Source organism: Mesorhizobium sp. RSR380A (assembly GCF_054719385.1).
On record NZ_JBTTIB010000001.1, the window covers coordinates 3,011,409 to 3,029,081 of the forward strand.

Here is a 17,673-nt window from a genome sequence, read left to right on the forward strand (position 1 = left end):
AGGGTTGCAAAAAAGCCCGGCTTTGCGCCGGGCTTTCCGCTTTATTTGCCGTCAACCGGTCAGGCCGACTTCTTCTTCTCGTCGTTTTCGTCGATTTCCTCGAAATCGGCGTCGACCACGTCGCTATCCTTGGCCGCGTCCGCCTTGGCGTCGGCTTCCGCCGCTTCCTTCTGCGAAGCTTCGTACATGGCCTGGCCGAGCTTCATGGATGCTTCGGCAAGCGTCTGCGACTTGGCCTCGATGTCGGCGGCATCGTCGCCTTCGGCAGCAGCCTTCAGCGCCGTGATAGCCTCCGATATCGCCGTGCGCTCGGTTTCCGAAACCTTGTCGCCATATTCCTTCAGCGACTTCTCGGAGGAGTGCACCAGCGCCTCGGCCTGGTTGCGGGCCTCGACCAAAGCACGCCGCTGCTTGTCGGTCTCGGCATTGGCTTCGGCGTCCTTGACCATCTTCTCGATGTCGGCGTCCGAAAGGCCACCAGAGGCCTGGATGCGGATCTGGTGCTCCTTGCCGGTGCCCTTGTCCTTGGCCGAAACGTTGACGATGCCGTTGGCGTCGATGTCGAAAGTGACCTCGATCTGCGGCACGCCGCGCGGCGCCGGCGGAATGCCGACCAGGTCGAACTGGCCGAGCGCCTTGTTGTCGGCAGCCATTTCACGCTCGCCCTGGAAGACGCGGATGGTCACGGCCGACTGACTGTCTTCAGCGGTCGAGAACACCTGGCTCTTCTTGGTCGGGATGGTCGTGTTGCGTTCGATCAGGCGGGTGAACACGCCACCCAGCGTCTCGATGCCGAGCGACAGCGGCGTCACGTCGAGCAGCAGCACGTCCTTCACGTCGCCCTGCAGCACGCCGGCCTGGATGGCGGCGCCCAAAGCGACGACTTCATCCGGGTTGACGCCCTTGTGCGGCTCCTTGCCGAAGAACTGCTTCACGATCTCCTGGATCTTGGGCATGCGGGTCATGCCGCCGACCAGGACCACTTCGTCGATCTCGCCAGCCTTCAGCCCGGCATCCTTGAGCGCCGCCTTGCAGGGCTCGATGGTGCGCTGGACGAGATCGTCGACCAGCTGCTCGAACTTGGCACGGGTCAGCTTCAGCGTCAGGTGCTTGGGGCCGGTCGCGTCGGCGGTGATGAAGGGCAGGTTGATTTCCGTCTGCGTCGTCGACGACAGCTCGATCTTGGCCTTTTCAGCCGCCTCCTTGAGGCGCTGCAGCGCAAGCTTGTCGTTCTTCAGGTCGATGCCCTGTTCCTTCTTGAACTCGGCCGCCAGGTATTCGACGAGACGCATGTCGAAATCCTCGCCCCCGAGGAAGGTGTCGCCATTGGTCGACTTCACTTCGAACACGCCGTCGCCGATTTCGAGCACCGAAATGTCGAACGTGCCGCCGCCAAGGTCATAGACGGCAATGGTCTTGCCATCCTTCTTGTCGAGGCCGTAGGCAAGTGCTGCAGCCGTCGGCTCGTTGATGATGCGCAGCACCTCAAGGCCGGCGATCTTGCCGGCGTCCTTGGTGGCCTGGCGCTGGGCGTCATTGAAATAGGCCGGAACGGTGATGACCGCCTTCTCGACCTTCTCGCCGAGATAGGCCTCCGCCGTTTCCTTCATCTTCTGCAGGATCATGGCCGAAATCTGGCTGGGCGACTGCTTCTTGCCGCCGGCCTCGACCCAGGCATCGCCATTGTCGCCCTTGACGATCTTGTAGGGGACAAGCTTCTTGTCCTTCTCCGTCACCGGGTCGTCATAGCGGCGGCCGATCAGGCGCTTGACCGCGAAGATGGTGTTTTCAGGATTGGTGACCGCCTGGCGCTTGGCCGGCTGGCCGACGAGACGTTCGCCGTCGCCCGAGATGGCGACGATGGAAGGCGTCGTGCGCGCGCCTTCCGCATTTTCAATGACCTTGGGCTCCTTGCCATCCATGATGGCGATGCAGGAGTTGGTGGTGCCGAGATCGATACCGATTACTTTTGCCATTTTTCTAGTCTCTCCGCTAAGCAGGCTCTCAGGACCCGTAAGGCGTTCCGACGAAAGCCCCTGTTCACAAGAAATTCCGCTCCGGCAACCGGCATTCCGGCACTGGGCGGCTTGGCGCGTATATAAGAACAGGCGGCATCGGGCGCAAGCATTCTGCGCATGGCATCCACCGCGCCGCACTTGGCGCCTTTGAACAGCCGCCCAGCGGCCCGGATGTGCTCCAACCGCGCTCAAAACCCCAGGATCTGCGCGATCCCCCGGCGAAGCGCCCAGTCAGGGCTTCGAAACCACAAGAAAACGTCACCTATGCGTGAGAGAGGCGGCTCCTGGCTGAGGAAGGCGCCTGCCCACAGCAGACACAGGCAAAAGCGTCACGCGGCCTGCGACAGCGATTTATGCGCCTCGGCCAGGATTTCGAACGAGCGCACGCGTGCCGCATGGTCGAAGATCTGCGCGGTCACCATCAGCTCGTCTGCGCCGGTGCGGCGCACGAACGCGTCTATGCCTTGCCGGACGGTTTCGGGAGAGCCGACGACGGCGCAGGACAGCGCCTGCGAAATCATGGTTTTTGCCATCGGCTCGAGCGTCTGGTCATAGCCCTCGACCGGCGGCGGCAGGCGGCCGGCCCGCCCGGTGCGCAGATTGACGAAGGCCTGCTGGAGCGAGGTGAACAGCAGTTTTGCCTCTCCATCGGTCGGTGCGGCGAAAACGTTGAGGCCGAGCATGACATAGGGCTTGTCCAGCTGTTCCGAAGGGTGGAAGCGCGAACGGTAGATCTCCAGCGCATGGTCCAGTTCGGCCGGCGCGAAATGCGAGGCGAAGGCATAGGGCAGGCCGAGCATGGCGGCGAGCTGCGCGCCATAGAGGCTGGAACCGAGGATCCAGACCGGCACCTTCTGGCCTTCGCCGGGCACGGCGTGGATACGCTGGCCTTCCGCGGCCGGCTGGAAATAGCCCATCAGCTCGACGACATCCTGGGGGAAATTGTCTGACGCCTCGAGATTGCGGCGCAGCGCGCGCGCTGTTCCCATATCGGTGCCGGGCGCCCGGCCGAGGCCGAGGTCGATGCGGCCGGGGTGCAGTGCCGCCAGCGTGCCGAACTGCTCGGCAATCACCAGCGGCGCATGGTTGGGCAGCATGATGCCGCCGGCGCCGACGCGGATGGTCTTGGTACCGTCGGCGACATGGGCGATGACGACGGCGGTCGCCGCGCTGGCGATGCCCGGCATGTTGTGGTGCTCGGCCAGCCAATAGCGCCTGTAGCCGAGCCGCTCGGCATGGCGGGCCAGGTCGAGCGAATTTGCCAGCGATTGCGAGGCGTCGCTGCCTTCGACGATCGGCGACAGGTCGAGAACGGAAAGTGCGGTCATGGGCCTCAAGCCTTTACGATGTTCAACTGCCTGACCCTGGTTTCGAAGGCGCGGTCGGGAATGACGATGTCGAGCTGGTGCCAAGCAACGGGTCCATATTCTCGAACGGGATCCTGCGGACGCTGGCGATGCAGCGCGCTCAGCTTGTAGAGCGACGCATCGATCGGGCCGCGATAGCCGATGCGGTCGAAATAGGAATCGAGGTCGAAGGAGGCATCGTTCATCGCAGGGTCCGGCTTGACCGGCTCGATATAGGCACTCCGCCTGAAGACAACAAATGCGCGATGACGGACAGGCGCGGCAAGCTTATGCCGCTGCCTTTCCGTTCTCTTCGGCCGCTTCTTCCTCCACCACGGCCGTCTGCTGTGCGGCGAGAAAATTGCCGACATGGCTGAGGCCATCGAAATGATCGCAGAATACTTTGACGACGACCAGCAGCGGCACCGCCATCAGCGCGCCGACAAAGCCCCAAAGCCAGGACCAGAAAGCGATGGCGATGAAGATCGCCACGGCGTTGATCTCGAGGCGTCGGCCGACAACCATCGGCGTAACGAACTGGCCTTCGACGATGTCGCACAAAAGCACGAAGCCCGGCGCCAAAAGGGCGTAGGAGATCGAGTCGAAGCTGATCATCGCAATGACGCTGACCAGCACGATGGTGATCAGCGCGCCGACATATGGCAGGAAGTTGAGCAGCGCCGCCATCGTTCCCCAGACCAGCGGGTTGGGCATGCCGAGCGCCCACAGGCCAAGGCCGATAACCGCGCCGAGACCGGCATTGATGACGGTGACGGTGAGCAGATAATGCGAGATTTCGCGCTCGACGTCATAGACGACGCGCAAGGCCCGCTTCTTCTCGCTGAGGCTGGCGAAGGACTGGATGATCTTCTCATAGAACATCGTGCCCGACGCCAGCAGGAACAGCGACAGCACGAAGATGATGGTCAGGCTTGTCCCCGCCGACAGGACGTTGCTGGCGGCGGCCGACAGGACACCGGACTGCGCCATCGCCACCTTCTGGATGCCCGGCTCCTGCGAGGTCTCCGTCATCTGCTCGATCTGATGCGAGATCTGCATGATCCTCTCGAGCGGACGCCGCAATTGCGCCAGCCGTTCGGTAAGTTGTTGGCCGATCGACGAGGTGTTGTTGAGAAGGTCGATGACCGGGCCGCTGAGCAGATAGCCGGCAACGCCGAAGACGCAGATCGACAGCACGACCAACATTGTCGCCGAAACCACTTCCGGAATGCCGCGCTTGCGCAGGAAGCGCACGATTGGTGTCAGCGTCAGCGTCAGCAGGAAGGCGAGGATGACCGGCATGAAGAAAGCACGCGCGAAATACAGCGCGTAGATGGCCATGAACAGGAAGATCCCGATGAGCAGCGAACGCATCAGATGCGTGTCGGCACGCGCCACAACTCTCGCCTCTTCGGTTTCGGCAAGGCCAGCACCCAAAGCGGCGGGTTCGGCTTTCATGATTTTCCCTCAGCGGCGCACCGCAATTGGTGCATTCCGACGACGGAAACGCCTCTGCAAGCCCAAGGTTCCGTTAGCCGGCAAGGCCCTCAATCCGGGCCGCCCGTCGCTCAGGCGGCTGGCGCTGCGACGGCGACGCCGGGCTTGGCGGTCTCCTTGCGCACGATCGGCGCCACCTTGGTGCCGTAGAGTTCGATCGCCTTCATGATCTTGGTGTGCGGCATGGCGCCGATCGCCATCTGCAGCAGAAAGCGGTCATTGTTGAAGATCTTGTGCTGGGCGACGATCTTTTCCGCCACCTGCTCCGGATCGCCGACGAACAGCGCGCCGTTCGGACCACGCGACTGATCGAAATGCGCCCGCGAGGTCGGGCCCCAGCCGCGCTCGCGGCCGATGCGGTTCATCACTTCGGCCTGCGGGCCATAGAAATCGTCGGCCGCCTGTTCAGTGGTGCCGGCGATGAAGCCGTGCACATTGATGCTGGTGGCAAGGCACGAGGGGTCGGTACCGGCCCGCCTGGCGGCATCGCGATAAATGTCGAACAGCGGTGCAAACCGCGCCGGCTCACCGCCGATGATGGCCAGCGCCAGCGGCAGGCCGAGCACGCCCGCGCGCGCCGCAGATTGCGGCGTTCCACCTATTGCGATCCAGATCGGCAATTTGTCCTGCAGCGGCCGCGGATAGACGCCGCGGTCATTGATCGACGCGCGCAGATTGCCGGACCAGGTGACTTTGACGCTGTCGCGTATGGCCAGCAGCAAATCGAGCTTTTCGGCGAACAACTCGTCATAGTCCTCGAGATTGTAGCCGAACAGCGGGAAGGATTCGATGAACGAGCCGCGCCCGGCCATGATCTCGGCCCGGCCGCCCGACAAAAGGTCGAGCGTTGCGAACTGCTGGAAGACGCGCACCGGATCGTCGGAGGACAGCACGGTGACCGCGCTGGTCAGCTTGATGCGCTTGGTGCGTTCGGCGGCAGCGGCCAGCGTCACCACCGGCGCGGACGCGGCATAGTCGGGGCGGTGATGTTCGCCCAGACCAAAGACGTCGAGGCCGACCTGGTCGGCCAGCTCGACCTCCTCGATCAGATTGCGCAGCCGCTGATGCGGGCCGATCGCGCCGGGGCCGGGCTCCGGGCTGACGTCGGCGAAAGTGTAGAGACCGAGTTCCATGGCATGTCATCCAAATGTTCTGATTTGCCGCTAGAGGTAGCGGCGAGCCGCCCCGGCCGCCAGAGGGGCGGATAGTGAACAGTGCATGTCGGTTTCGGCCGGCTTTGTTTCAGGGAAAACGCGTCTCCCGGCTGCAACAGCCTAAACTTTCATGGCTGGCATACCGTTTTGGCGCTTGAACTCTCGGTTTTCGCGCGTATGTAAGCGTCGCGAATTGACTTCAGGGAAGTGGACTTGGCTATCTACAGGGAAAAAGACATTTTCGAGCGGCGCAATGCCGCGAACGAGGCAAAGAAGGCGCTTCTGGAGCGCTTCAAGTCAAAGCCGGCGGCTGATGATCCTGCGGTTCTGGCCAAACAGGCCGAACGCAAGGCGATTCTTGAGGCTCGCGAAATACGCGAGGCCGAAAAGGCCAGGCTGAAGCAGGAAAAGCTGGCACGCGAGGCGGTCGAGAAGGCCGAGCGCGAGGCAGCAGCCGAAGCGGCGCGAATTGCGGCCGAAGAGGCAGCGCAGGCTGAAGCGAAGATCAAGGAAGCCGAAGAAAACGAGCGCATTGCCCGTTTGCTGGCCGACGAAGCCGAACGCAAGGCCAAGCGCGACGCACGCTATGCGGCCCGCAAGCAGCGTACCGGCAGGACGCCTCCGGGCTTCTCCGCCCGCTAACGCTTCGATCGAAACGATCGACATCAGGGTCGCCTTGCAGCGGCCCTGAAGGCGTTTGCCTAATTTAAGGATTTGATGCCTCGGAGCTCAGGCGGCGAGCTTCAGCCCCATAATGCCGCAGACGATGAGCGCGATGCAGGCGAGCCGGATGGCCGTCGCCGGCTCGCCCAGCAGCCAGATGCCAAGCAGCGCCGTGCCGACCGTGCCGATGCCGGTCCACACCGCATAGGCCGTCCCGACAGGCAGCGTCTTGAGCGCCAGGCCGAGCAACCCCAGGCTGATGATCATCGAGGCGACGGTGAGCACCGTCGGCAGCGGCTTCGAGAAGCCGTCGGTGTATTTGAGGCCGATCGCCCAGCCAATTTCGAACAGACCAGCGAAGAACAGAAAAATCCACGACATCGGGATGCACTCCTTCCATGAGGATGGCGGGGCGTCCCGGCCGGACTTTTGAGAAAGGCGCGAGGTCGTCCTCGCCGCTTCGGTATAAGCGGCTGCGCCGGTCGGATCAACAAAACACCGGCAGCATCGTTCATGCCGCCGGTGTCAAAATCTGCGCCGAAACGGTTTGCCCGGATCTCAACCGTCCCTAGATATTGACGACCTAAGGCGGGCTTACTTTTCCTTGAGCCTCATCGCCTTCACGGGCGGCGCCTTCAGCGCCGGAGCCGCGGCAGGCTTCTTGGCGTCTTTTTTCGGCTTCCGAGCTTCCTTGCCCGCCTTCATCGCACCTTTAGCCATGATTCGTTCCTCCAGTTGCTGGGAGGCCAAGTGAAACAAGAGAAACGCCGGACTGCAAGAGGGCTGGCGTCTGTCGCCGGCGCCGGCGGGCCGCTTTCAACCGGTTTCTAATTTGCTCGCAAACCATTGCGGTCCGTGCCATGGTTGTCTTCGCACTGCAGCATCGGCCATGCCTTCGCCCGGCGATGATCAGGCGGTGCGGTCAGGACGACAATGCGAATCCGCATCGGCAGCGAGATGAGTTTCGATTTTCCGCAGGAAACGCCGCTGATCGCGATGCTCAATGTCCACTACTCCAGGGCCTCCGATCTCGAGCGCCCGGATTTCCTGACCTCCAACCCGCCGGTGCCGATCCAGAGCTACCGCGACAGTTTCGGCAATTGGTGCAACCGTTTCGTCGCCCCGCCCGGGCGCTTCACCTTCGGCACCGATTCGGTAATCCGCGACCCCGGCACGTTCGAGATGGGCGACCTGATGGCCTGGCAGCACGAGGTGCGCGATCTGCCGTCGGACACATTGCTCTTCCTGTTGCCGAGCCGCTTTTGCGAGAGCGATCTGCTGGCCAGCGAAGCCTGGCGGCTGTTCGGGCATACGCCGCTTGGCATTGCGCGCGTCCAGGAGGTCTGCGACTTCGTCCACAACCACATCGTCTTCAGCTACGGCAATGCGCGGCCGACCCGCACCGCGGCGGAAGCCTATCGCGAGCAAAGCGGCGTCTGCCGTGACTTTGCCCACCTCGCGGTCACCTTCTGCCGTGCGCTCAACATCCCGACCCGCTACTGCACCGGCTACATCAGCGACATCGGCCTGCCCAAACCTTGGGCGAGCATGGATTTCGCAGCCTGGATGGAGGTCTATCTCGGTGGCCGCTGGCATGTCTTTGACCCGCGCAACAATTCGCCACGCATCGGCCGCATCCTGATCGCGTCGGGTCGCGACGCCGCCGACGTGCCGCTGACCCACATCTTCGGACCGGGCACGCTGGCTGGTTTCAAGGTGTGGACGGACGAGATCATCGAATAGGGGCGTCTTTCCGCAAGCTGGCCTACAAGACCCTGAACGACCGGGCGATTCGTGCGTTGTGATGCCTGTGGAGCTCAGGGGCGTTACATCAGGTTCCTTGGAGGGACAGCATGGCAGCACATGGCGGGTCGAAGACGGTCATCTACGCGGCGCTCGCCGGTAATCTCGCTATTGCTGTGACCAAATTCGTCGCCGCCTTCTTCACCGGCAGCTCGGCGATGCTGTCGGAAGGCGTGCACTCGCTGGTGGATACCGGCAATGGCGGGCTGCTGCTCTACGGCATGCACCGCGCCGCCCGCCCGCCGGACCGCACGCATCCGCTCGGCCATGGCCGCGAGCTGTATTTCTGGAGCTTCATTGTCGCCCTGCTCGTATTCGCGCTCGGCGCCGGCGTGTCCTTCTATGAAGGCGTCGTCCACATCATGGCGCCTGAGCCGGTCGCCAATCCCAAAATCAACTACATCGTGCTGGGCCTCTCAATGCTGTTCGAGGGCAGCTCCTGGTACGTGGCGCTGAAGGAGTTCCGCCAGCAGAAGGGCAAGCAAGGCTGGCTGCAGGCCGTGCAATCGAGCAAGGATCCGAGCGTCTACACGATCCTGTTCGAGGACAGCGCCGCCCTGCTCGGTCTGTTCGTCGCCTTCGCCGGCATATTGGCGGCCGAACTCCTCGACATGCCCGAACTCGACGGCGTCGCCTCGATCGGCATCGCGATGATCCTCGGCGCCACCGCCATCTTTCTGGCGCGCGAAAGCAAGGGATTGCTCATCGGTGAGCCGGCCTCGCCGGAAGTGCAGGCCAAGGTGCTGACCATCGCCCAGCAGGATCCGGCAGTGCAGCGGGCCAACGGCGTTCTCACCGTCCATCTCGGCCCTCGACAGATCGTCGCTGGGCTGAGCATCGAATTCGAGGACCATCTGACGGCGCCTGAGATCGAAGCCTGTGTCGAGCGCATCGAGGCGCTCTTGAAAAAAGAAATGCCGGAGATCACCAGGCTGTTCGTCAAGCCGCAGACGACCGGAACTTGGGAGCACCGGCGCAAGCAGGTCGAGGCGGCGTCGGACTAGTTCTGGACCAGCAGTCCACCGTTGGCCCCATCGCCTGGTCCCGCTAAGATCACTCGACGGAATTCGGAGAATCAACCATGAAAATCGATGGTGGGTGTCATTGCGGCGCCATAACTTATGAAGCAGAGGTCGACCCGGAAAAGACCTCTATCTGTCATTGCACCGACTGCCAGCAACTGACCGGCACCGCCTTTCGTGTCACTGTTCCAGCGCCTGAGGATCATTATAGGATCACCAAGGGAACACCGAAGGTTTATATCAAGACGGGATCGAGCGGCGCCAAGCGTGCCCAGGCGTTCTGCGGCGACTGCGGTTCGCATCTTTACGCAACGTCGGTTGGCGACGGGCCGAAGGTCTATGGGATCAGGGCGGGGACCGCGCGGCAACGCGAGGATCTCGTTCCGACCCAACAGAAATGGCACCGATCGGCCCTGCACTGGCTTCCGGAATTCGAGGGCGTAAGCATCGTAGAGGCGCAGTAGCACCTGCCTCCCGGTTAAACGCGGCCCAAACCAGCCAATAATGTGCTAGGCTAGCCATCAAACGGATGGCGGGGGATAGCAATGTCGGAAACGGACAAAGTGTTTGCCGGCTCGATTCCGGAAAACTACGACCGCTACATGGTGCCGCTGATCTTCGAGCCGTTCGCCGCGGATTTGGCACGACGGGCAGCGTCCTTGTCGCCCGGCGCCGTCCTGGAAGTCGCCGCCGGCACCGGCGTTGTCACCCGCGCATTGGCTCCAAAACTGTCTCCCGACGCAAGCTATGTCGTGACCGACCTCAACCAGCCTATGCTCGACTACGCGGCCTCGCGACAAGCTCCCGACAGTCGTATACAATGGCGTCAGGCGGATGCTCTGGCGCTGCCGTTCGAAGATGCAGCTTTCGATCTCGTTTGCTGTCAGTTCGGTGCGATGTTCTTTCCCGACCGAGCCGCCGGCTATCGCGAAGCAAAGCGGGTCCTGAAGACCGGCGGCCATTTCCTGTTCAACGTGTGGGATCGCATCGAAGAGAATGTATTCGCCAATGATGTGACGAATGCTCTTGCGGAGATTTTTCCGAACGATCCGCCCCGCTTTCTCGCCCGCACGCCGCACGGCTACAATGACATTGCATTGATCCGCGGCGAGTTGGAAGCCGCAGGTTTCTCCCGTGTGGTGATCGACACGAGGGCCGAACAAAGCCGTGCCCCCTCGCCGCGCCTTCCGGCGGTTGCCTATTGCCAGGGAACTCCGCTTCGCAATGAAATCGAGGCCCAAGGAAAATTGGAAGCCGCAACCGATCACGCCGCGTCCGTAATTGCAGCCAGACACGGCAGCCGCGAGGTTGCGGCCAAGATCCAGGCGCACGTGATCGTGGCTACGGTCTAATGCATGGCGCCCAGAAGTGTGCCGCGGTTCTGGGACAACGACATGCATCAAAACAAAGACTTTAATCGTCGCCTTCGACGACACGTAGCCTGAGCTGCCCCGTCTTGGAATCCGCCACCCGCACCCCGGCTTCGGCCTTGGCGGGTCCGCCACCGCGCACTTCGGCTTCGCTTTCGCCAAACTCCAGCGCTTCGATCTTTTGGCCGCGCTTGGTCACCTTCGAGGTCGACACCAGTATCTCGTCGATATCCTTGGCCGACTGGCCAAAATGCGTCTGCAGCCGGCGCACGCGTTCGTCGACACGCGCGACGTCCTCCATCAGCCGGATCACCTCGCCCTGGATCAGATGCGCCTGTTCGCGCATGCGGGCGTCCTTGAGGATGGCCTGGATGACCTGGATCGACAGCATCAAAAGCGACGGTGAGACGATGATGACACGCGCCCGGTGCGCCTTCTGGACCACGGCGTCGAAATTCTCGTGGATTTCGGCGAACACCGATTCCGACGGCACGAACATGAAAGCGGTGTCCTGCGTCTCGCCCTGGATCAGGTATTTTTCCGAGATATCGCGGACGTGAATTTCGATGTCGCGGCGGAAAGCCTGGGCCGCGATCTTCTGTTGTTCGGCGCCATCGGCGGCGCGGATGGCGTTCCAGGCTTCCAGCGGAAACTTGGCGTCGATGGCAAGCTGCGGCGCACCGTTCGGCATCCTGACCAGGCAGTCGGGACGGCTGCCGTTTGACAGCGTTGCCTGGAACTCGTAGGCGCCCATCGGAAGGCCGTCGGCGACGATCGCCTCCATGCGCGACTGGCCGAAGGCGCCGCGCGTCTGCTTGTTGGACAGGATCGCCTGCAATTGCACGACCTGGCCGGCCAGCGACTGAATGTTGCCTTGCGCGGTGTCGATGACCGCCAGCCGTTCCTGCAGTTTGGCGAGGCTCTCATGCGTCGATTTGGTCTGTTCGGTCATGGTTTGGCCGAGTCGGCCGGTCATGGCGTCGAGGCGCTGGCCGATCGACTGGTTGAGTTCGGCCTGCCTTGCGCCGAACACGTCGGCGATGGCGCCCATGCGGCCCTGCATCTCGGCCTGGCTTTGCAAAATGCCGGCCATCCGCGCCCCGGCGTCGCGGGCGTGGTCGGCGGCTTCCGCCGCGGCGATGGTGCGCGCCTTGGCCGATCGCCACAGCGCCACGACAAGCGCCAGGAACAGGCCGAGAAACACCAGCGCGCCGATGGCCAGTGCATGGCCGAGCGTGATCGTCGTCGCGCCAAGCCGGGCAACGGGTTCGGAAAGGATGGTGCTCAGGTCGTTCATCCCGCCAGCATAGCCGATTCGCAGACCTGGCACAGATCAAAACGTGAACGAGACCGATTCGCACCGGTTGACGCTTCTCCTGCGACGTTTTAGGTGAGGCGCCATGTCGATCAAGCCGCTCATCATCCTTCCCGATCCTATCCTGCGCCAGGTTTCCAAACCGGTCGAACGCGTCGACGCGCCTTTGCGCAAACTGACCGACGACATGCTGGCGACGATGTATGATGCGCCGGGCATCGGCTTGGCCGCAATCCAGATTGGCGAGCCGCTGCGCATGCTGGTCATCGACCTCGCCAAGGAAGACGAGCCGCCGGCGCCGCATGTCTTCATCAATCCCGAAATCCTCGAAAGCGCCGACGCTCGCTCCGTCTACGAGGAAGGCTGCCTGTCGATCCCGGACTATTACGCCGAGGTCGAGCGTCCCGCCTCGGTGCGCGTGAAATATCTCGACCGCGACGGCAAGCTGCAGGAGATCGAGGCCGAAGGCCTGATGGCGACCTGCCTGCAGCACGAGATCGACCATCTCAACGGTGTGCTGTTCATCGACCACATCTCGAAGCTGAAGCGCGACATGGTGGTCAAGAAGTTCAAGAAGCTCGCCAAGGACAAGGGGCCGGGCAAGCTGGTGGGATAGGCCCTGCTTTCGGCGACTCGCACAAAATCCCGTCTCGACCCGCCCCTATTGAGAGACGCTTCCTTGCGTGATATCATTGATATCAGACTGGAGACTCAGATGGGCGATATGTTGATCAGAGATATTCCCGAGCCGTTGAAGCGTGAAATCGAGCATGCGGCACGCAAGGGCGGCCAAAGCCTCTCGCTCAAGGCGATCGATCTGTTGCGAAAAGGCATGGTTGCGGAAAAAGAAGGCAAGGCCGAGCCTGGACTCACGGCTTGGGATGCGATTCGCGCTGCCTTCGCCTCGGAAAATGCAATCAGCGACGAATTTGCGCAGATGATGGATGAGATCGAAGCGGAACGGAAACGCGACTTTGGCCGCACCATTGAGAATTTCGAGTGATAATCCTCGATACCAATGTCGTCTCGGAAGCGAGCCGGCCCGCGCCCGATCCAAACGTCGCTAAGTGGTTTCGCAGACAGGACCTGCTCGACCTCTATCTCTGCGGTCCTGTTGTCATGGAGCAGTCCTTTGGAGCCGAAAGGTTTCTGAACAAGACCGGCTCGGACCGCCACGTCCGTGCACTTGACCACCTGGTTTCGAAGCAGTTTTCGGGACGTGTCGTCGAATTTGCCGGTCCCATTCCCCGTCTGGCGGGCAAGCTCCGGGCAATGCGGGAAACTATCGGCCGGCCGATCAGCCTTTCCGATGCCATGATCGCTGCCATCTGCCTGTCGCACGACGCTATGCTGGCGACGCGCAATATTAAGGACTTCGAAGAGCTTGACCTCAAGATCGTAAACCCGTTTGAAGCAGACGCTTGAGCGGACTGCCGCGCGCAGAACAGGATACTGGACGAAAAATGCCGCTTCGCGTCATCTTCATGGGCACGCCGGAGTTTTCGGTGCCGGTGCTGCGCGCGATTGCCGAGGCCGGGCACGAGATAGCAGCCGTCTACACGCAGCCGCCGCGCGCCGCGGGCCGCCGCGGGCTGGAGCTGACACCGTCGCCGGTGCAGCGCGAGGCTGAGCGGCTGGGCATCGAAGTGCGCACGCCGCTGTCGCTGAAGGGCGAGGGCGAGCAAGCTGCTTTCCATGCGTTGCGTGCCGATGTCGCAGTCGTCGTCGCGTATGGTTTGCTGTTGCCGAAGGCTATTCTGGAGGCTCCGCGCCTCGGCTGCCTCAATGGCCACGCCTCGCTTTTGCCGCGTTGGCGTGGTGCAGCTCCCATCCAGCGAGCCATTATGGCCGGCGACGTCGAAACCGGCATGATGGTGATGCGCATGGAAGAGGGCCTGGACACCGGTCCGGTGGCACTGGTTGAAAAATGCGCCATAGAGCCCGACATGACGGCCGGCGATCTGCACGACCGCTTGATGAACATTGCTGCCACGCTGATGGTGGAAGCGCTGTCCCGATTGGAGACAAATACCCTGGCATCGACTTTGCAGGCGGCTGACGGGGTGACCTACGCCAGGAAAATCGATAAGTCGGAGACACGTGTGGACTGGACGCGCCCGGCTGCGGAGGTCCACAATCACATTCGCGGCCTGTCGCCATTTCCCGGCGCCTGGTGCGAGGCCGACATCGGCGGCCGCACGGAACGGCTGAAACTGCTTCGCTCGACGCTTTTGGAAGGCACGCTTTCTGAAAGCATGGGCGAGTCGGGAGGAATTCTCGATGACCGGCTGACGGTCGCCTGCGGGTCGGGCGCGGTCAGGCTGGTCGAAGTTCAACGGGCAGGCGGAAAGCCCGCTGCCGCGCAGGAGTTTCTGCGCGGGGCCAAGATCGAAAAAGGAATGAAGTTCTCATGAGCATGATGTCGATACGCGGCGCGACGCCGCGGGACCGCGAGGCCATACGCCTGGTCGAGGAACACGCATTCGGCCAGCAGGCGGAGGCCGGGCTGGTCGACGCTCTGGTCACCGGCGGCGACGCCGTTGTCGAACTGGTGGCGGAAGAAGACGGCCAGGTGGTCGGCCACATCCTGTTTTCCAGGCTGTTCGTCCAGAACGGCGGCAAGCAGTTCGCAGCCGTGGCGCTGGCGCCGTTGGCGGTGGAACCTTCGTTCCACGGCTCGGGCATTGGCGGTGCGCTGATCCGCGAGGCGCATATCCGCCTCAGGGATGGCGCCGAGACGCTCGCCGTTGTGTTGGGCGATCCGGCCTATTACGGCCGCTTCGGCTACAGCCATGCGCGCGCCGAAAAGTTCGAGAGCGAATATCAGGGCGAAGCGCTGCAGGCGCTGGCCTGGGGTGACGCACCCGAAAAAGGCAAACTGGTCTACGCCCAGGCCTTTACCGCACTCGCCGCCTGAACGAAGGGTGTATGCCGCGTTTTCGTCTCGATATCGAATATGACGGCAGCCTTTTCGCCGGCTGGCAACACCAGGCGGATCAGCCTTCGGTGCAGCAGGCGATAGAGCAGGCGATCGAGAAATTCTGCGGTGAGGCGGTGCGGATACGCGCCGCCGGCCGCACCGACGCCGGGGTGCATGCGACCGCCCAGGTGGCGCATGTCGACCTCGCCAAGGCATGGCCAAACGACAAGGTGCGCGACGCCGTCAACGCGCACCTGCAGGCGGCAGGCGCGCGCATCGCCATCCTGCAGGCGACGGTTGTCCCCAATGAGTTCGACGCCCGTTTCTCGGCCACCGGACGGCACTATCTCTACCGCATCCTCAACCGGCGCGCGCCTGCAGCGATGGAAAAGGGCAAGGTCTGGTGGGTGCCGAAGCGGCTCGATGCGGACGCCATGCACGAAGCGGCGAAAGTCCTGCTCGGCCGACATGACTTTACCACCTTCCGCTCGACGCAATGCCAGGCCAACAGTCCGGTGCGGACGCTGGAGCTGCTCGATGTAAGCCGCCAGGGCGACCTGATCGAAGTCAGGGCCTCGGCGCGCTCTTTCCTGCACAACCAGGTGCGCTCCATGGTCGGTTCGCTGAAACGCGTCGGCGACGGCGGCTGGACCGCCGCCGACCTCAAGGCCGCGCTCGCGGCGCAAGACCGCGCCGCCTGCGGCCAGGTGGCGCCGCCCGACGGGCTTTTTCTCGTCGGTGTAGACTATCCGGAAAAGTTCTAAGCCGGAGCGGCGGTCGGCACAGTGATGCCGAGCAGCGCCACCAGGCCGAACAAGACGGCCAGAGACACCACCAACATGCCTGCGAACACGGCACTGCCGACAGCCGCGCCCTTGCCGATCGCGGCGTTGGTCATCCGCCAGGTGAGTACCAGCGACAGCACCACCAGAACCAGCCACACCAATTCGGCAACCGGGTTGTCGGACGGCAGGAAAAGCCTGATCAACGCTGAAGGCAGCAGCATCCAGGCGGTGATCGCGGACGCCCAGTTGCTGGCGACGACATAGTGGACGAAGCGGTCGCCGATGCCGGCGCGCGATGCGACCAGGGCAAGCACAACCAGGGGCAGCAGCCACGAGCCGATGTCGACGGTCGCCAGGCGAATCAACATGCCCAGCCGCCCGGCGAACGCATTGGGGTCGCCGATCTCGTTGGCCGTGCCGACCCAGCCGACGATCATCGCCGGCGCGGCGACGACGATGGCGAAGAAGGAATTCCAGAAGCCGTCCGCCGAAAGGTCGAGCAGCCGCAAGCCGTCGGCCTTTCCGAGCATCAGCCGCCAGGCGCCGTTAAGCGATGAAGAGGTCTCGTCAACCGAAAGCATGATCAGCCCTGCTCGAACCAGTCATCGATGAAGCGCTGGTAGATTTGGGTCAGCGTCTCGAGGTCGGCCAGTGCGACGCGCTCGTCGACCATGTGCATGGTCTTGCCGACGAGGCCGAACTCGACCACCGGGCAATAGTCCTTGATGAAACGCGCATCCGAGGTTCCGCCCGAGGTGGACAGCGCCGGCTCCTTGCCGACCGTCGCCTTGATCGACCCGCGCAGCGTCCCGATCAGCTTGTCGTCGCGCGTCAGGAAGACATGGCTCGGCCGGTCGCGCCAGATCAGTTCGTAGTCGACCGGCGTCTTGCCGGTCCGGTATTTCTTGCGCTTCGCCGCCTGGTCGAGGCGGTTATGGATCTCGGCCTGCACCGTCTCGGCAGTCCATGTGTCGTTGAAGCGGATGTTGAAGGTGGCTGTCGCCTTGGCCGGAATAACATTGGTCGCCGGGTTGCCGACATCGATCGAGGTCACTTCCAGATTGGTCGGCTGAAAATCCTTCGTGCCCTTGTCGAAGACGGGCGACAGCAAGGCGTCGACCAGGCTGATCAGGCCGCGCACCGGATTGTCGGCGAGCAATGGATAGGCGACATGGCCTTGGCGGCCGTTGACCGTGACACTGCCCGACATCGAGCCACGCCGGCCGATCTTGATCATGTCGCCGAGCGTGTCCGGATTGGTGGGCTCGCCGACGATCGCGGCGTCCCATTTCTCGCCCCTGGCCGCCGCCCAGTCGAGCAGTTTTGTCGTCCCGTTGATGGCCGGCCCCTCCTCGTCGCCGGTAATCAGCAGCGAGACCGAGCCTTTCGGACCACCCTTGTTCTCGACATGGCGCGCCACGGCAGCGATGAAACAGGCAATGCCACCCTTCATGTCGACGGCGCCGCGGCCGTACATCTCGCCCTTGGCGATCTCAGCGGCAAAGGGCGGATGCGTCCACGACGCCTCGTCGCCCGCCGGCACCACGTCGGTATGGCCGGCAAACATCAGATGCGGCCCATTGCCGGAGCGGCGCGCGTAGAGGTTCTCGATGTCGGGGGTGCCGTCTTCGGAAAACACCGGGCGTTCGACGGAAAAGCCGAGCGGCTTCAGCATGCCTTCCAGGGCAGCCAGCGCGCCGCCCTCGGCGGGCGTTACGGAGGCGCAGCGTATGAGGGTCGCGAGGTTGGCGGCGGGATCGGTCGGCAGTTTCATGGGCAA

General features: G+C 63.0%; 21 protein-coding genes. 11 read left to right on the top strand and 10 right to left on the bottom strand.

The annotated features are described in order from the left end of the window. Window positions 1-59 precede the first annotated feature (59 nt). From dnaK to ACYG9Z_RS14645, 5 genes are all read right to left on the bottom strand, one after another. Window positions 60-1,976, bottom strand: coding sequence for a molecular chaperone DnaK (gene dnaK, locus ACYG9Z_RS14625; RefSeq protein ID WP_023673200.1), 1,917 nt, complete (start codon window positions 1,974-1,976; stop codon window positions 60-62). A 371-nt stretch (window positions 1,977-2,347) separates the two neighbouring features. Further along, window positions 2,348-3,346 carry an LLM class flavin-dependent oxidoreductase gene (locus ACYG9Z_RS14630; protein ID WP_023752353.1) on the bottom strand — a complete coding sequence of 333 codons (999 nt, stop codon included), beginning with the start codon at window positions 3,344-3,346 and terminating at the stop codon, window positions 2,348-2,350. 5 nt (window positions 3,347-3,351) lie between these two features. Next, a complete protein-coding gene (locus ACYG9Z_RS14635) occupies window positions 3,352-3,570 on the bottom strand; it encodes a hypothetical protein (RefSeq protein ID WP_023696045.1) in 219 nt (72 codons plus the stop codon). An 82-nt stretch (window positions 3,571-3,652) separates the two neighbouring features. After that, complete coding sequence (locus tag ACYG9Z_RS14640) at window positions 3,653-4,822, bottom strand: AI-2E family transporter (protein WP_023703805.1); 1,170 nt, start codon at window positions 4,820-4,822, stop codon at window positions 3,653-3,655. 110 nt (window positions 4,823-4,932) lie between these two features. Next, entirely contained in the window at window positions 4,933-5,994 is a 1,062-nt protein-coding gene (locus tag ACYG9Z_RS14645; protein ID WP_023752352.1) for an LLM class flavin-dependent oxidoreductase, read from the bottom strand. Window positions 5,995-6,228: 234 nt separating this feature from the next. On the opposite strand from ACYG9Z_RS14645, the gene ACYG9Z_RS14650 reads away from it, so the two are divergent. Further along, window positions 6,229-6,657, top strand: coding sequence for a DUF6481 family protein (locus ACYG9Z_RS14650; protein WP_023673205.1), 429 nt, complete (start codon window positions 6,229-6,231; stop codon window positions 6,655-6,657). A gap of 87 nt (window positions 6,658-6,744) precedes the next feature. Here the strand turns inward: ACYG9Z_RS14650 and sugE are convergent, their stop codons facing one another. Together sugE and ACYG9Z_RS14660 are read right to left on the bottom strand one after the other, a co-directional pair. Continuing rightward, window positions 6,745-7,059 carry a quaternary ammonium compound efflux SMR transporter SugE gene (gene sugE / locus ACYG9Z_RS14655; protein WP_023681326.1) on the bottom strand — a complete coding sequence of 105 codons (315 nt, stop codon included), beginning with the start codon at window positions 7,057-7,059 and terminating at the stop codon, window positions 6,745-6,747. 213 nt (window positions 7,060-7,272) lie between these two features. Continuing rightward, window positions 7,273-7,398 carry a hypothetical protein gene (locus ACYG9Z_RS14660; protein WP_006200611.1) on the bottom strand — a complete coding sequence of 42 codons (126 nt, stop codon included), beginning with the start codon at window positions 7,396-7,398 and terminating at the stop codon, window positions 7,273-7,275. Between the two features lie 213 nt (window positions 7,399-7,611). Here ACYG9Z_RS14660 and ACYG9Z_RS14665 point away from each other — a divergent pair, with 213 nt between their 5' ends. The 4 genes from ACYG9Z_RS14665 (at window position 7,612) to ACYG9Z_RS14680 (ending at window position 10,855) form a co-directional block, all read left to right on the top strand. Beyond that, window positions 7,612-8,421 carry a transglutaminase-like domain-containing protein gene (locus ACYG9Z_RS14665; protein WP_023752351.1) on the top strand — a complete coding sequence of 270 codons (810 nt, stop codon included), beginning with the start codon at window positions 7,612-7,614 and terminating at the stop codon, window positions 8,419-8,421. Window positions 8,422-8,531: 110 nt separating this feature from the next. After that, complete coding sequence (locus ACYG9Z_RS14670) at window positions 8,532-9,485, top strand: cation diffusion facilitator family transporter (protein ID WP_023703803.1); 954 nt, start codon at window positions 8,532-8,534, stop codon at window positions 9,483-9,485. A gap of 77 nt (window positions 9,486-9,562) precedes the next feature. Next, complete coding sequence (locus ACYG9Z_RS14675) at window positions 9,563-9,967, top strand: GFA family protein (protein WP_023728810.1); 405 nt, start codon at window positions 9,563-9,565, stop codon at window positions 9,965-9,967. 81 nt (window positions 9,968-10,048) lie between these two features. Continuing rightward, window positions 10,049-10,855: a class I SAM-dependent methyltransferase gene (locus ACYG9Z_RS14680; protein WP_023752350.1), complete on the top strand. Its 807-nt coding sequence runs from the start codon at window positions 10,049-10,051 to the stop codon at window positions 10,853-10,855. A 61-nt stretch (window positions 10,856-10,916) separates the two neighbouring features. Here ACYG9Z_RS14680 and ACYG9Z_RS14685 read toward each other — a convergent pair whose 3' ends face one another. Further along, window positions 10,917-12,170: a DNA recombination protein RmuC gene (locus ACYG9Z_RS14685; protein ID WP_023732765.1), complete on the bottom strand. Its 1,254-nt coding sequence runs from the start codon at window positions 12,168-12,170 to the stop codon at window positions 10,917-10,919. Between the two features lie 103 nt (window positions 12,171-12,273). Between ACYG9Z_RS14685 and def the strand changes: the two genes are divergently transcribed. From def to truA, 6 genes are all read left to right on the top strand, one after another. Further along, window positions 12,274-12,804, top strand: a complete 531-nt coding sequence (gene def, locus ACYG9Z_RS14690) for a peptide deformylase (RefSeq protein ID WP_023752349.1) — start codon at window positions 12,274-12,276, stop codon at window positions 12,802-12,804. Window positions 12,805-12,903: 99 nt separating this feature from the next. Beyond that, window positions 12,904-13,191 carry a hypothetical protein gene (locus ACYG9Z_RS14695; RefSeq protein ID WP_023739789.1) on the top strand — a complete coding sequence of 96 codons (288 nt, stop codon included), beginning with the start codon at window positions 12,904-12,906 and terminating at the stop codon, window positions 13,189-13,191. Continuing rightward, the gene (locus ACYG9Z_RS14700; protein ID WP_023732763.1) at window positions 13,188-13,613 is read left to right on the top strand and encodes a type II toxin-antitoxin system VapC family toxin; all 426 of its coding nucleotides are present in this window, start codon (window positions 13,188-13,190) and stop codon (window positions 13,611-13,613) included. Before ACYG9Z_RS14695 ends, ACYG9Z_RS14700 begins: the two co-directional genes overlap by 4 nt. 38 nt (window positions 13,614-13,651) lie before the next feature. Next, window positions 13,652-14,602, top strand: coding sequence for a methionyl-tRNA formyltransferase (gene fmt / locus ACYG9Z_RS14705; protein ID WP_023725313.1), 951 nt, complete (start codon window positions 13,652-13,654; stop codon window positions 14,600-14,602). Beyond that, window positions 14,599-15,105: a GNAT family N-acetyltransferase gene (locus tag ACYG9Z_RS14710; protein WP_023692998.1), complete on the top strand. Its 507-nt coding sequence runs from the start codon at window positions 14,599-14,601 to the stop codon at window positions 15,103-15,105. The genes fmt and ACYG9Z_RS14710 overlap by 4 nt, the downstream gene beginning before the upstream one ends. Window positions 15,106-15,116: 11 nt before the next feature. Beyond that, window positions 15,117-15,872, top strand: coding sequence for a tRNA pseudouridine(38-40) synthase TruA (gene truA, locus ACYG9Z_RS14715; protein ID WP_023732762.1), 756 nt, complete (start codon window positions 15,117-15,119; stop codon window positions 15,870-15,872). On the opposite strand, the gene ACYG9Z_RS14720 is transcribed toward truA, so the two are convergent. Beyond that, window positions 15,869-16,474 carry a hypothetical protein gene (locus tag ACYG9Z_RS14720; RefSeq protein WP_023752348.1) on the bottom strand — a complete coding sequence of 202 codons (606 nt, stop codon included), beginning with the start codon at window positions 16,472-16,474 and terminating at the stop codon, window positions 15,869-15,871. The two genes, truA and ACYG9Z_RS14720, sit on opposite strands and share 4 nt — an antisense overlap. A 2-nt stretch (window positions 16,475-16,476) precedes the next feature. Beyond that, window positions 16,477-17,667 (bottom strand): succinyl-diaminopimelate desuccinylase, encoded by a 1,191-nt coding sequence (dapE, locus tag ACYG9Z_RS14725; RefSeq protein ID WP_023732760.1) that lies wholly within the window; start codon window positions 17,665-17,667, stop codon window positions 16,477-16,479. Window positions 17,668-17,673: the final 6 nt, after the last annotated feature.